We start from the raw sequence: 14,715 nt of genomic DNA, 5'->3' as shown, positions 1-14,715 counted from the left end.
TCCGGCAACAGTCAGTCTTCGACCAGATTCCGGCGTTTGCACTATATATCCTGAGTATAGCGGAAAACCTCCCCCGGGGAAATGGAGGATTTGCCACAACATTTGCATTATTACCTTCACACGGGCTGCTTGCGGTTTTTCTTCGTCCGATACAACGACAAGCGTTTCTTATTATTCGTTAGAGGCTGACGGAAAATGATATTACGCAGCGCAGCAGCGTTAAATGGCAAGAACGGCCACAAATAGGGGGCGTTAAACGACCTCTCCAGAGCCAGAAATAAAAATACGAAAGTCGTTACGACGACGAAACCGATCTCATGGAAGAAAAATACGGCGAGCAGCAACGCAAGCCTAACGATCCGATTAGCAAGGCCAAGCTCGTAGCTCGGCGTCGCGAACATCCCGATGGCAGACACTGCCATATACAAAATAACCTCGTTAATGAACAAGCCCGTCTTGACCGCGATATCTCCGATCAAGATAGCGGATAGCAAAGTCATTGCGGTAACGAGCGGAGCGGGCGTATGCACGGCGGCGAGCCTAAGCAGATCTACGCCGATCTCGGCGATTAGAAATTGCAGGATCAACGGGATTTGCCCGACTTTATCCGCGCCGACGAACCATAGCCATTCCGGTCGCAGCATTTGCCTCTCATTGAATAGAAACCAGAGCGGCATCAAGAAAAGCGAGGCCAGCATACCCAAATACCTTACCCAGCGCATATACGTTCCCATGAAAGGATTTTGGCGATTTTCCTCTGCGTGCTGGACAAGGTCGAAGTAGGTTGTCGGAAGCAACATAGCGCTTGGGGAGGTATCGACGATAAGGGTAACGCTCCCATCGAGAAGCTGCGCGGCGACGACATCCGGTCTTTCCGTATATCGAACGAGCGGAAACGGACTCCAACTGCTGCTAACCGTCATCTCTTCCAATTGTTTGTCCGCTAGAGGAATCCCGTCAATGTTAATCGCTTTGATTTTGTCCCGAATAGATTCCACTAGCTCCGTGTTGGCGATATCATCGATATATCCGATACAGACGTCCGTTTGCGTACGACGGCCGACCTTCATAATCTCGAAGCGCAAATTAGGGTCGCGAAGCCTTCTCCGAATGAGCGCTACGTTGACGAGCAAAGTCTCGGTAAACCCGTCTTGGCTTCCGCGCACGACCTTCTCGAGCGAAGGCTGCTCCGGATTGCGTCCGGGAAACGACTTCGCGTCAATGAGCAATGCAGCCGGCTCTCCGTCCACGTAGAAAGCTGTGTTCCCAACTAATACATCGTCAATCATTTGCGGGAAGGAGGTCGTTTTCCTGATCTGGATGGCGGGCAAATAAAGTTCGAGGAAGGCGTGCATCGCATCGTGATCCATCTGGCTATCCGGCTCAACGTAAGTAAGACGCTTAATAATTTCCGTGAGCGCGGTATCTTTCGCGAAGACGCTCAGAAACAGGAGAGCGACCCTTCTGCCGCCGAACACCATCTCGCGCACCTGAACCTCGAAGCTCTTATCCAATCCGATCGACTTCTTGAGCGACTCTTTCCAACTGTCTATGTCGCTCGGAATTTTTTGCTGCGATTTGCGAGCCTGCTCGGAGGCGTTGGGATCTTCTTTGGGCGTTGCAGGCTCGGCTTTCTTATTCCGCCGATCTTGCTCTTGATCTTGTTCGCCTGGCTGGCCGATGCCGGGATGTATGGCATGCTCCAAATCCATGCTGCCATGCTCTGTCGTTTCCATCTCGCTCACGCTCCTCTATTTCACGCACAATTCCAGCTTGACTAAAGCCGGTCATTGGTAACCTTCTAAGGGTGCAGCCATAACCAGTCGACTAGCGAACCGGTCACTTTCCCGAGCACCATCGCCATCAACAAAGGCAATAAATACGGCTTAAGCTTGAACCTTTTCGAGACGATCGGAATGACATTCAGTACTTCCGTCAATGCCGCCGCGAACATGCCCACGAATAAACCCTGGAAAATAGCCGGGAGTAACAGCAGCTTCGCCGGAAGCCTATAGGACCAATCGAATAAATCCGCGCAGATCCAATAGAGCGATCCCAACAATATACTAGACTCGAATATCGAAGATCGGCGATACGCCCGCGTTAACTGAACAAGCCTCGGGATCAGATCCAACACGATTAACAAGGCGACAAACGCACTTCCAACCGAAAAACCTCCGGCTAATCCGACAACCCCCACCAGTATGCCCTGCAATAATTCAGTCACCGTCTCCTCCCACCTGATTCTCATGTTTTTTGCGATATTCTTCCGTAATGACGTAATGATTGACGTTCTCTTGATACATAAACATCTCGACTTCTAGCGGATTTGGCTCGTCATTGAGCCGTTTGCGCAGCAGCCTGTTGAAGAATAGAAGCATCCCCATCCCTACGCCGATGGAATAAGGAATCTGAAAGAGCCACGGATGCGAACTGGCATGCCCGGTAATTAATTCGGTAATCCGGCGCTGTACGGCGGGCATATTCACGTCGGCATGAAAATTCATCATCGCCATTCCCGATCCGAAGAAAAGCAACAACCACGCCAGTACCAGTACCACTTTACGGGGTTTCACTTCTCCTCCCGGAGAAATTTCGAGCAGCACGTGCGGCTCGCCGAACGTCTCGATGATCATGCCGGGTTCGGCTTCGCGGATCGCTTTTACGACTTGCAGCATATCGATGAGTAGCAGGTTGCCGTCTTTGTCGGTAATCCGGTGCAGCGGAAGCCTTCTAAGCCTTTGCTGCAACTGATCCTCGGTGACCAGTCTCGCGACATCGCCTAGAGATACGATGGCACGAGGGCGAACGACGGCTCTACGGCGCATTCGAACATATACGACCTTGGATTCCGAAGGTGAAAGCTCCACTTACGTCTCCCTCCCCCTTGCGTTCAGTTTGCTTAGTATGGGGAACAATCGTCCAATATAGTCGGAAAACGGAAAAAAGGTTGCACGAGGCAACCTTAGAAATTGAAGAATAGTTACTGGGCGATCTGATCCTTGATGTTCTGAAGAATTTTTTTCTCCAGACGGCTGACTTGAACTTGCGAAATGCCTAGACGACCGGCCACTTCGGATTGCGTTTGATCGCGGAAGTAGCGGAGATAGACGATGAGGCGTTCGCGTTCGCTTAACCCTTGGATCGCTTCCGTCAAGGCAAGCTTGTCGAACCATCGTTCCTGGGATTCATCGGCGATCTGATCCATGAGAGTGATCGGATCCCCATCGTTCTCGAACACCGTCTCGTGAATCGAAGCCGGCGGTTTATTCGCTTCTTGGGCAAACACGATTTCCTCCGGAGTTACGCCGATTTCCTCCGCCACTTCGCTGATCGTTGGCGCGCGCCCGTTTCTTTTCGACAACTCGTCTTTAACCTTGCGCACGCGGTTTGCCATTTCCTTAAGCGAACGGCTTACCTTAAGCGTGCCATCATCGCGAAGAAATCTTTGAATCTCTCCGATAATCATCGGAACGGCGTAAGTTGAAAACTTCACGTCGTACGAGAGATCGAACTTATCGACAGACTTAAGCAGCCCTATACACCCGATTTGAAACAGGTCATCGCTATCGTACCCCCGGTTCGAGAACCGCTGGACGACCGACCATACTAATCGAATATTACTGTTTACGAGCGTGTCGCGCGCGGTCGTATCTCCGGATTGACTAAGCGCTATCAAGCGCTTAACTTCACTGTCATCCAAGTAAGCCGGCGGAGACGATCGTTTCCATTCCGTTTCCATGCCTCCAACCCCTGCCGCACGGTTTTTAATTAAATAAAGCTTTTTTGGACTCGATCCGTTTTTTCATCTTCAGAGAAGTTCCGCCGGTCTCCGTACTGACCACTTCGAAAGCGTCCATGAAATTTTCCATGATCGTAAATCCCATCCCCGAGCGTTCCAGCTCCGGACGGGAAGTAAACAGCGGCTGACGCGCAAGCTCCAAATCTTCGATTCCTTTGCCATGATCGCTAATGGAAATCGTGACCGTATCTCCGTCTATCTCCGCTTCTACGTAAACGATTCCCTCAGAGCTTCCGTCATACCCGTGTATGATGGCATTGGTCACCGCTTCGGATACGACCGTCTTGATCTCGTCCAATTGCTCCATCGTCGGATCCATTTGGGTGATAAAAGCGGCAACGGTTATTCTGGCGAATGCCTCGTTCTCGGATCGACTCGCAAACGATAGCTTCATGTGATTATGTCCGCTCATGATACGACCTCCAGACTGGCAACGGCAGAACGTTCGTTATCGTAGAAAGATAAGATTTTGAACAATCCCGATAGCTCGAACAACCTCTTAACGCTAGACTGGGTATCGCACACGACCATTCTGCCGCCGCGGCTTTTGACCAGTTTATACCTCCCGAGGACGACACCGAGCCCTGAGCTATCCATGAAAGTTAAATCTTTCAAGCTCAGAACGACGTGATCGCACCGGCCTCTTAATATCGCATCTTCCATCTTAAACCGGACGATATCCGCCGTATGATGGTCCAACTCTCCTCTCAGACGAACGATTAATACGTTACGATGCTGCTCCAGCTCGACCTGTAAGCTCATGCCCATTTCCCCTTCCCCATAGTGCGAGCTATGCTCGTCACGCTAGCTAGACCGATCCGAAGAACATGAAGCTCGGGGATCGATCGCCAATCCTTTGCATCGTCTCCAATTCTACGGATAGCTCTCCCATTCCTGCCACCCGACAAAACTAGAAGTAACGTTGCCCAATTCGACAAAATACGGCAAAGAGGCGGCGACGCAAACACCGTCTAACCGCCACGAAACCGCTAATTGGAGAAGAAAAGTTGCCCTGTTGTTCTGCGGAGCAGCGTCCACCAACCGGCTTTGCTCACCGCCATAGGCGACTCCACCGGAAATTCCGTCAATACGTCGTTACCTCGGTATACAATAAGCTTCCCGACGGGCTGTCCGATTTCTATCGGCGCTTTGACGTCAGGATTAAGCACGAGCTCATGGCGAATTCCTTTGCCGGCATCGCCTTTCTTAAGCAGCACGCTGTAAGAATGCTTGGCGGTAAGAGGAATTTTGTCTATCTTGCCTTTCTCCACGGATAACGTTCCGATTGGATCGCCTTTCTTGTAGATCGGTACGTTAGTATATTGAGCGAAAGCATAGTCGAACAGATGGGAAACCTCGGCATTGCGGGTTTTCGTATTCGGCTCGCCCATGACGACAGCGATCAGGCGCAAATTATCTCTACGTGCCGTAGCCGATAGGCAAAACTTCGCTTCGCTTGTGAACCCGGTCTTCAATCCATCCGCTCCGCTATAAAACCGGACAAGCTTATTCGTGTTGACGAGCCAGAACGGCTTTGGGCTTCCTTTGCGCAAATAGTCTTGATAAAGCCCTGTATATTTCGTGATGTTCTCGTATTTAAGCAACTCTCGCGACATGAGGGCGATATCGTGCGCTGAAGAAACATGGCCTTCGGCGGGTAGTCCGTTGCAATTCATGAATTTCGTGTTTTTCATCCCGAGCTCGGCAGCTTTTTCGTTCATCATCGCAACGAATTGCTGTTCGCTTCCCCCAAGTTTCTCCGCAAGCGCAACGGAGGCATCGTTACCAGAAGCGAGAGCGACGCCTTTCAGCATCTCGTCGACGCTCATCTCCTCGCCCGGTTCCAGGAAGATCTGCGATCCGCCCATGGATGCCGCATATTCGCTTGCTTGTACTTTATCGGTTAACTTTAGCCTGCCTTCATCGATGGCCTCCATCACCAACAGCATCGTCATGATTTTCGTAATGCTGGCAGGCGGCAAGGCAGCGTTGCTGTTCTTCTCGTAAATGATAGTCCCGCTATCCGCATCCATTAGAATAGCGGATCTGGCGCTTGCTGCCATGTCGGTGATCGCTTTGCTTGGCGTCGGTTCTTTCGCCAAAGCAATAGACGGAATCATCAGTGCTGCCGTTAATGACCAAACTAATAGGCAAGACAACGAGCGCAAACCTGATCTATGCGTATCTTTACAGGCCAAAAGTGGCTCCCCCTCCTACGGCCGAAATACGGCCAAGTTTTATCTTCCCTTTAGTTTGTCCTTTCCCGATGAAAAATATTCCAAAACAAAAAAGGCACGTTAGAAGCGGATCAAACCGCTTGTAACGTACCCTCTCCCAATTCGCCGAGTCTCCAAATCGCGATATTATAACATTTGGCCTTCTTAGCGGTATCGATCCAATCCGCAAGGGTTACTTCGTCCGCGTACCATACGGTATGCTTCGCTTGATCGGCGTCCGTATATTCGAAATAGAGACTCCCGCTGTCGGCATCTCTCGCGGGCGAAAATCTGCTAAGTTTTGATAGATCAGCGGCTTGTTTCTCCGTCAAAGAAGTAACCTTGCCTGATTGCTCATTCCAGTCGAATCCCCCCGTAGACAAAGCAAGATAGGGGTTACCGGAAAGATGCTTCAAGCGAAGGGCAAGCTTCTTAATAAAGTCATGATCCGCTTTCGGACCAGGCTCGCTATGCCCGCCGTACAGGTTATAAGCCATCAGCACATAAGTCGGCCCTTCTGGCAGCTTCACTTCCTCTATCGGCGCGCGAGGCTCAAGCACGACTCTGAGCGTCTTCCCCATCGACTGAAGCTTCGTTTGTAAATCCGATAGAAACAACGAAACGTTGTTCCAATCGGCATTGTCTACTCTTTCGTAATCGATTTCCACTCCGCCAAAGCCATATGCCTCGACAGCCGCTACGATATCCGCAATGTGGCTGCTCCTGCTTTCCTCCGTACCCGTTAATCTCGCAACTAATGAAGTGTCTTTCTGAGCGACGGAGGTTCCGTCCGACTTTTTGATATCGTTAACAAGGGTTAAATCAACATGTTTCAGAACGCTCTCGTTCGCAAGCTCAAGCAATTTGGGCTGAACTTCATGAAACTCTTCGGTAAACATTAGGCGGTCGTTTCCGTCGAAATAAGCGGCGAACATTTGTAAACTGGTCAGCTTACCCGCGATCTTCTCAAGATCTTTCATCCCCGTTTCCCATTGCCAGTCGGCGAGCCATGCGGAACGCTCGGTCACGTGTTCCGTAACCGGAGGTTTCTTACCCGCTCCGAAAGCTTCCAACTTAATAAGATAAAGAAAAATAGTCGCCGATATAAAAGCGACTAAGATGATGCCTAGAGCAACGCGTTTGCGCGGTGGCTGCTTATTAAACATGGTGCGCTGCACTCCTTGATAGGTGAATTAGAAAGTATCGATCATCCAATCGATGGTCGTATCGAAAGCGCGCTGCATTCTGCTGACGAACTTCTGGACGCCGACGAAGCTATTGCTATATAGAGTAGCTTGCTGTTGTCCGTTCGTTCCTAACGCAACGACTTTTACGTCATCGAACACCCCATCATAGATATCATCTTTCTCGTTCTGCTCGTGATACTCCGATTCGATGGCCACGGAGCCCGTTCGAATGGAACCATCGATTACCCGATCGGCCAACAGTTGCTGCTTGTCCACCGTAACGCTAATCTTATCGCCAATTAAGGAAAGGGTAATCTTCCTTGTGTTGTTGATATTCACGGGATACTGTTGTTCTTCCGTCAGATCGATCACGGATGTTTGTTCCTTCGAATAAACCGTCGCCTTATTCAAAGCGAGTTCGGATTCGTTCCAATGAACTTCATCCAATTCCTCGTCATACAGTTTCTCGGCGGATTTAAAGGGCAATTTCTGTTCGACGATAAGCCTATTGTTACTAACTGTCGCCCTGATATAGGAATCCTGTTGCCGGTTATATCGGGCATACAACGTCTGCTTACCGACAACATTGCCGTTTAAGCTCGTCGAAAGTTGAATGTCCTCGTATTTCTCGCTGTTCTTCAATTCGAGAAGCCCTTTGCCGGATGGCTCTGAAGTCAGGGCGATTCTATTATCGATATATTGGGCAGCGCCATGGACAACCGTCCAATCCTTCGCGCGGGATTCGTCGCCGAGGACGAAATTCATCTCCTGCGCCGTATCTTCGCGGATCTTCATGAGCAAATGGTTCGTAAACCAATAAGATGCAGGTTGAATTCTCGTCAGATCGTATTTACTATCCGAGAGGGAATTAAAAGAGTCGCCTTCTCTATTATAGTGCATTTTGAAGATTTGTTGGATATTCGCCAAGTTCACGTCCGACACGAGCCTATTCATGCTTCCGTTCATCGCGTTCGCATGCATGATCATATAGACGTTCGGCACGAATCCGAGCTTATCGGTATAGATCTTGTTCATTTGGGTATAATCCGCCGTAATCCGTGCTTCCATCTCCGCTCTGTTCTCTACGGGAATCATGTTGCTATCACGGATGAAGTCCATTAAATAATGATTATAGTAATCGATATTCATTTTGTTCCTCAGCTCGTTCTCGTCTTTCATACCGATAAACTGGCCATCGCTATCGATGACATTGATATACGAAAGGCGATAACCATTGCTCCCCAATTCCCAATATCCGTTTTTCATCATTTTTTTCATGTCGCCAGGCTGCAGGAATTTACGGTCGCTATTGCCCATCTTGTTCGCGTAGGACAGGAAGGTCGCTTTGAAGTTGTATTTCTCGAGCAACGGCTGGGCAAATAAGCTGGAGTCGTTACGTCCATCCTCGAAGCTCAGGAACATGGCTTTGTCAGGAAGCTTCTTGCCTTTGTCGTAGTAATCAAGGATATCCTGCTGAGAGATCGCGACGTATCCTTGGTCTTTCAAAGCCTTAAGCTGCTGATCCAGCTGTTGCTTGGCGATCAGCTTAGGCGTTCCTGTTCTGCTCACCCCGAAATAGGAAATGGCGATAAACCCTTTATCGTTCGTCCATTTTGACCGATCCGGTTCCTCGTATTTCTTAATGTCTACGAGCACTTGGAACAATATGAAGCCCACGAATAGCAAAAAAGCGAATTGAGAGATCGACTTGACGACTTTCATTCGATTTTTTTTGCGGTAATTCAGAGCGTTGTTCTTGTTCTTCTTCATCCCTGCATCCCTCACCCAAAGAACTGCTTATAAAGGCAACCCGATTCTGTCTTTGTTTTTTTGTTTCCTAGCTTCTTTTTTATTTCTTGCTTCGATATCCTGCGGCGTATCCCTTGTTCCCCATGTAGACTTCCAGAAGGTCACCCAAGCGACAGGCATTTGCCAGAGCAATACCAGCTCGTAGAAAACACAGAACACCAACCCGAAAATCCACAGCTTGCTCTTGCGGAACAATAAATGGGCTAAGCTCATTAACATGGCCATCATTAACAATCCCATGAGGAATGTGCCCGGGAAAACATGATGGAATATCGGAACGTAAACTAAGTTGTACAGGACGATAACCGGAGCGGCGATAGGTACGACAAGGCCGATATAGAAAAACAAGGCCATGAAAGGTTCTTTAAGCCAGATAAACGTGCCCGCCCGCAGTGATTCCCTTAGCCAGGAACGTTTCCAACGCATCTGCTGCTTCAAAAACACACCCGTATCCGAAGGCACGATCGTGGAGCAGATTGCGGAATCCTGATAAGCCGTGCGATGGGTTTTCAGAATGAAGTTAGTCATGCTCCGATCGTCGCCGAACGTGGCAGGCTGTCCAAGAAACTTCTGGTTAAGCCACGCTTCGGAATGTTTCAGAATCAAGTCCTTCCGATAACAGGACAACGGTCCGGACAAGCATGTCACGCAGTCGAACCAGGATTCCGCCGCTTTCATGATGCGGAAGGCAATATAATAACGAACCGTCTGAAGTTTGGTAATCGAATTCGTATATTTGTTCTCGACATCGGTACGGCCGGCTACGCCGCCCATACGCGGATCTTGGAAAGGCTGGACCAGATGCTTGATGGCCGTCGGTTCGAGGAAGCTGTCGGAATCGACGAACACGACCAAATCGTGCTTGGCCATTTCCACGCCCTTCACCAATGCGACTCGTTTACCTCCGTTAACTTCAAGCACGTGCATTTTCAACCGTTGCTTCGTTTCAAACCGTTCCGCTTCTCGATGAACCATATCCAGAACTTCTTGAATCCGTTCGACGGATTTATCCGTGGAGCGATCATCGACGACGATGACTTCCAGCTTATCGAGCGGATAATCCTGATTCACGCAACTAAGAATCGTCCTATGTATCCACTCCTCCTCGTTAAAGCAAGGAATGATGATGGATACCCCTGGCGTATACTCCGGATTAACCGGAACTTCCCTATATAACGCCCCGAACAAATACCGGCTTAGTAGGAAAGCGGCCGCGGTCATACTATATAAATACAGCAAAAAATTATATTTGAAATAAATGACGCTCTCGACCCTCATCAACATGATGAAGATAACGGCTACGAACAACAGTCCGCTAGCTGTGTACACGGAATAGCCCCATCTTTTTCTTTGGAAATATTCGGTTAACGGCTTAATGAATTCAACAGCCAGCATTAGCTTTTCTTGGCCGTCATGCTCGCGGCTAAAGGTTCTGACCACTGTCGCGTAAGTATTAACCGCTAGCTCGAAGCCCTCCGGCATCGTTCCGGGCGGAATGTTGAAACGAACACTCACCCGATCCCCGACTTCAAATCGATCAATCCCGGGCTCAATACCGACAAGCAATCCCGTGGAAGAAATATCGACCGCGCTGCCTTTAATGCCTTTACGATGCTTCTTGCCTTCCTCGACGACGCTTACGTCGAAATCCGCTACGTATCTAAGGCTGAGCAAGCGTAGCCGGTTTAGATAATCGGCGTCCTCATCGAGGTTATCGGCCTTATCCCCTTTAGCGCCTCTTCTGTCGGCCGCGGATCGGATATTCTCGGGATCCGGTACGTTGGATAACGTACGCCTATCCTCCCGAGGTACGGTCAGTACTTCTACGATTTTTTTCTTTTTTCTCTTCAGCTTAAACAAAGGTACTGCCCCCACTCTGATCTGGCCTTAATCAAAGGCTCCAATAATGGTAACCTTCGCTCTCGTAGAGAGATTTCGAATAAATCCCTTTAATATCGATCATGATCTTCATTTCCGCGTTCCCGTACAGCTTATCGAAATCGCCGATTTTCATCATCGCGAACGGCTCGTGCGGAACGGTAACAACCACCACGTTCAAATCTTTCATCTCGGATAGCTCTGTCATTTCGATTCCGTATTCCCGATAGACCTCATGCTTGTCAACAAGCGGATCGGATACGTATGGAACAATGCCGTATTCATTCAATTCTTGAAGAATGTCCGTCACTTTCGTATTTCTTATGTCGGCGGAATTTTCTTTGTAGCTTAATCCTAGAAATCCGATTCTCGCTTGGCTAAAATCTAGTTTTTTCTTCACTAGTATTTTAATGATATTTTGCGCGACGTATTTCCCCATACCGTCATTGATATGGCGACCCGCGAGAATGATTTTCGACCGATACCCGGTATCCTCCGCTTTGTAAGTCAAATAATAGGGATCAATTCCGATGCAATGCCCGCCTACGAGGCCCGGACTAAAGTTGAGGAAATTCCATTTGGTGCTAGCAGCCTTCAGTACGGCCTTCGTGTTGATTTCCATATGGTTGAATAACATCGATAGTTCGTTCATGAATGCAATATTAATATCGCGCTGCGCATTCTCGATAACCTTGGCCGCTTCCGCCACTTTGATGCTCTCCGCTCGATAGACGCCTGCGTCAATGATTAACTCGTACAGCTTCGCTACCGTATCGGTCGTCTCTTCGTCGATTCCGGAGACGATCTTCACGATGTTCTCCAACCGATGGACCTTGTCGCCCGGGTTAATCCGTTCCGGCGAATAGCCTACTTTGAAATCCGTTCCGCATCGCAATCCAGATTCCGCTTCAAGGATCGGGATGCAAATTTCTTCCGTTACTCCCGGATATACGGTAGATTCATATACGACGATCGAACCTTTGCTTAGCTTTTGTCCGACCGTGCGGCTAGCACTTTGAACGTATCTCAAGTCGGGAACGTTCCCGCTCTGGATCGGCGTAGGCACCGCAACGACGAAAAATCGGACTCCCTCCAGCATGCACTCATCGGATGTGAAAGCTACTGAACATGTTCTGATCGCCATATCTCCTAGATCTCCGGTGGAATCTTTCCCTTCGAGATAATCGTTGATTTTCTTCTCGCTTACATCAAATCCGATAACCCGTGCTTTCTTCGAGAAAGCGACTGCCAAAGGCAAGCCCACGTAACCTAGTCCGATGACGGCAATCGCTTCTAACCGATCAACGATATTGTCATATAGCCCCATTTTCCGTTCCCCCTAGACCTGCAATTACTTCTTCAAACCGATCAGATCCGCCATTTTAACGAACGTAAAACCTTTCTCCTTCAGCCGCTCGATTGCTGTAGGCAGCGCCTCGATCGTATGAATATCGTCCAACATGTGCAGTAGGATGACGCTTCCGTTCTCGGTTTGCTTCATGATGCTGTTCACGATATCTTCCGCGCTGTTTTTCGAATCCCAATCGAACGTCGTGACGTCGTACAAGGCGATATCCGGGTAACCGATCGCTGCGATAACTTTAGCCGTTTGATCGTCGATTTCTCCGGTCGGCGGCCTGAACAGCATCGTTGGTTGCTGTTGGATAGCTTCCGTAATCACTTGATGGGCTTTGACGACATCTTCCTGCAAAGCTTCCGCCGATAATGTCGTTACGACCGGATGCGTGTAGGAGTGATTGGCTACATCATGACCTCCCTCGATCATCGCTCTCGCCAAATTCGGATTCGCTTCGACTCCCTTCGCCCGCAAGAAGAAGGTCGCCTTCACGTCATGCTCGGCCAATATATCCAAAATTTTCGTTATGGTATAATCCGTGCCCCAATCGTCGAACGTTAGCGCGATCTCTTTTTTGTCTGTTTCCTTATCGTATATCAGGTTATATTTCGCGTCTTTGTAATTAGGGTTAATCTTGACCGCGTCGTACCCTTTAATTTCCGTGTAAGGCTTTCTTATACCGCCGTGCTCGATCAGTTGGCTAAGCGGGATAAAGCCGTATCCGACTTCGGCCGCCGCCCTCGCCAGAATAGGAATCGATTCGACAACGTTGTTGTTTTCTTCCGTATCTACCGTAATAATGCCGCCACGATTTATGTACTTGCGAACGTATAACTCCTTTTCGTCGTCGCTTTCCTGTTGCCAGTTATGCAGGAACATACTGTAAACGACTACAGCATCCATTCCATTGTAGGCTGCCGCCAAACGTACATTGTCGTTATAATCGCCCGATCTGGTTCTTACATACTTAGGAGTGATACCGGTATTTTTCTTGATGACGTCGTTGCTTAATCCGATTTCATCTACCATCTGCTCATAGCTTAATTTGGTCATGTCCAATCTATTCAACGTATTGTTTTCGATCTCATGGCCTCTGGCTACAATTTCCTTAACGAGATCGGGCTCTTCCGCAACCCTCATCCCCGGAACGAAAAAAGTAGCTTTAATGTGATAATTGTCTAGTTCGTCCAACAAAGCTAAAATTGTCTTTTTGTCTCCTAATCCGTTGAACGTGAGGCTCAGTTCCTTCCTAGCCGTGTAGACGTTAGGAATGACTTTGCTCATCTCTCCGTTGAACTCGACGTTAGGTTTCCTTGGCTCGTTAGTCGCACTCGATTGTCCGGTAGATTTTCCCGTACCGCCAAAAAAGTTGCAACCCGTAAGCCCAGCCAGTATTAACGCAAAAATCACAATTTTTACTCCATTTTTGGCGCGATCCCCGTCGAACATCTTCATTGTTCTCTACTCCTTTAATAACCAAAAAAGACTCATTCCTACGCTCAACTCTATGACTTCTTTATCTGTTTTCCTATTAAAGATATGATACCACTACTTTGTAACTAAATGGTAATGGCATATTTTGTCGAATATACTCGAAATTTAGTACCAATAACCCATTATTTATGAAACAAAACTCATCTTACCAAAATAAACTGAACAATTTCTGATCTTATCGTGTCATAATCCCGCTTTTTCAGAAATTGTATAGAAACATATTCTATAGTAGTAGATATATCCAGACTTCGACTTTTCGACGCGGGGAGCGTGATGTGACAAATTGAAATTAATTAACAAATTTGTGTTTAAGGGTCGGATTATGGGAATCGCTTTATGGCTGCTGCTATTGATCGGGATAGGGTTAATCGTTTTTCCTCGAGTAGACTCCGAGATTCAAGTCCACAAACAAAACAAGCTCCTGGCCGAATGGAGCGAGGAAATTCGATCCCCCTCCCCTGGCGGACAAGCGCCTTCACTAGCGACAACGGGAACGACTCTCAAAACCGATTCCGACGAATCCGTTAAGCTTCCGGAATGGAAAGAGGTCGATGGCTTCCATTTGCTCGGCTCTGTGAATATCGCGGCAATCGATCTCAAAGAACCGATCGTTCAGGGGGCAGACGATTCTTCTCTCAAGAAAGGCGCAGGTTCGGTAGTGGAGTCGCGGCTGCCTGGCCAAGCCGGCAATTTCGTGCTTGCCGGACACCGCAGCTGGACGTTTGGGCGACATTTCAATCGGCTAGGCGAACTTAAGCCTGGAGACGACATCGACATCGAAACCACTGCGGGAACGTACAGCTACTCGGTAACGGAAACGTTGCTCGTGACGCCAGACGACTTAACTGTTCTCGAGAACGACGGCAACGATTCGGAATTAACGCTCATTACTTGTCACCCTAAGCGTAACCCGACCCACAGATTAATCGTGAAAGCTAAACTTCAAGCATTCAACTAGGAAAAGGAGCATGA

Annotated in this window: 13 protein-coding genes; 1 reads left to right on the top strand and 12 read right to left on the bottom strand. The window is 48.7% G+C overall.

Translation table 11 applies throughout. The annotated features are described in order from the left end of the window. Positions 1-116: 116 nt before the first annotated feature. The 12 genes from L3D05_RS01795 to L3D05_RS01740 all read right to left on the bottom strand — a co-directional run bounded on the left by L3D05_RS01795 (position 117) and on the right by L3D05_RS01740 (position 13,704). Entirely contained in the window at positions 117-1,736 is a 1,620-nt protein-coding gene (locus L3D05_RS01795) for a spore germination protein (protein ID WP_239614060.1), read from the bottom strand. Positions 1,737-1,801: 65 nt separating this feature from the next. Continuing rightward, a complete protein-coding gene (locus tag L3D05_RS01790) occupies positions 1,802-2,227 on the bottom strand; it encodes a stage V sporulation protein AB (RefSeq protein WP_239614058.1) in 426 nt (141 codons plus the stop codon). Beyond that, entirely contained in the window at positions 2,220-2,870 is a 651-nt protein-coding gene (locus tag L3D05_RS01785) for a stage V sporulation protein AA (RefSeq protein WP_369417928.1), read from the bottom strand. The genes L3D05_RS01790 and L3D05_RS01785 overlap by 8 nt, the downstream gene beginning before the upstream one ends. Positions 2,871-2,983: 113 nt before the next feature. After that, positions 2,984-3,742 (bottom strand): RNA polymerase sporulation sigma factor SigF, encoded by a 759-nt coding sequence (sigF, locus tag L3D05_RS01780; protein WP_239614057.1) that lies wholly within the window; start codon positions 3,740-3,742, stop codon positions 2,984-2,986. A gap of 25 nt (positions 3,743-3,767) precedes the next feature. Further along, entirely contained in the window at positions 3,768-4,214 is a 447-nt protein-coding gene (gene spoIIAB, locus L3D05_RS01775; RefSeq protein ID WP_239614055.1) for an anti-sigma F factor, read from the bottom strand. Beyond that, a complete protein-coding gene (spoIIAA, locus tag L3D05_RS01770) occupies positions 4,211-4,564 on the bottom strand; it encodes an anti-sigma F factor antagonist (RefSeq protein WP_239614054.1) in 354 nt (117 codons plus the stop codon). Before spoIIAA ends, spoIIAB begins: the two co-directional genes overlap by 4 nt. Positions 4,565-4,791: 227 nt before the next feature. Then, positions 4,792-5,922 (bottom strand): D-alanyl-D-alanine carboxypeptidase family protein, encoded by a 1,131-nt coding sequence (locus L3D05_RS01765; RefSeq protein ID WP_239614733.1) that lies wholly within the window; start codon positions 5,920-5,922, stop codon positions 4,792-4,794. A gap of 188 nt (positions 5,923-6,110) precedes the next feature. Beyond that, entirely contained in the window at positions 6,111-7,184 is a 1,074-nt protein-coding gene (locus tag L3D05_RS01760) for a glycosyl hydrolase family 18 protein (protein WP_239614052.1), read from the bottom strand. Positions 7,185-7,211: 27 nt separating this feature from the next. Continuing rightward, complete coding sequence (locus L3D05_RS01755) at positions 7,212-8,975, bottom strand: polysaccharide deacetylase family protein (protein WP_239614051.1); 1,764 nt, start codon at positions 8,973-8,975, stop codon at positions 7,212-7,214. A 27-nt stretch (positions 8,976-9,002) separates the two neighbouring features. After that, positions 9,003-10,874, bottom strand: a complete 1,872-nt coding sequence (locus L3D05_RS01750) for a glycosyltransferase (protein WP_239614049.1) — start codon at positions 10,872-10,874, stop codon at positions 9,003-9,005. A 31-nt stretch (positions 10,875-10,905) separates the two neighbouring features. Beyond that, positions 10,906-12,219 (bottom strand): nucleotide sugar dehydrogenase, encoded by a 1,314-nt coding sequence (locus L3D05_RS01745; RefSeq protein ID WP_239614047.1) that lies wholly within the window; start codon positions 12,217-12,219, stop codon positions 10,906-10,908. Positions 12,220-12,243: 24 nt separating this feature from the next. Further along, on the bottom strand, positions 12,244-13,704 hold the full coding sequence (locus tag L3D05_RS01740) for a polysaccharide deacetylase family protein (RefSeq protein ID WP_239614045.1): 1,461 nt from the start codon (positions 13,702-13,704) through the stop codon (positions 12,244-12,246). 361 nt (positions 13,705-14,065) lie between these two features. Here L3D05_RS01740 and L3D05_RS01735 point away from each other — a divergent pair, with 361 nt between their 5' ends. Next, entirely contained in the window at positions 14,066-14,701 is a 636-nt protein-coding gene (locus L3D05_RS01735) for a class D sortase (protein ID WP_239614043.1), read from the top strand. The last annotated feature ends 14 nt before the right edge of the window (positions 14,702-14,715 follow it).

The sequence above is a fragment of the Cohnella mopanensis genome (assembly GCF_022352055.1).
GTDB lineage: Bacteria > Bacillota > Bacilli > Paenibacillales > Paenibacillaceae > Cohnella > Cohnella mopanensis.
This window is presented reverse-complemented; position numbering and strand designations above follow the sequence as displayed.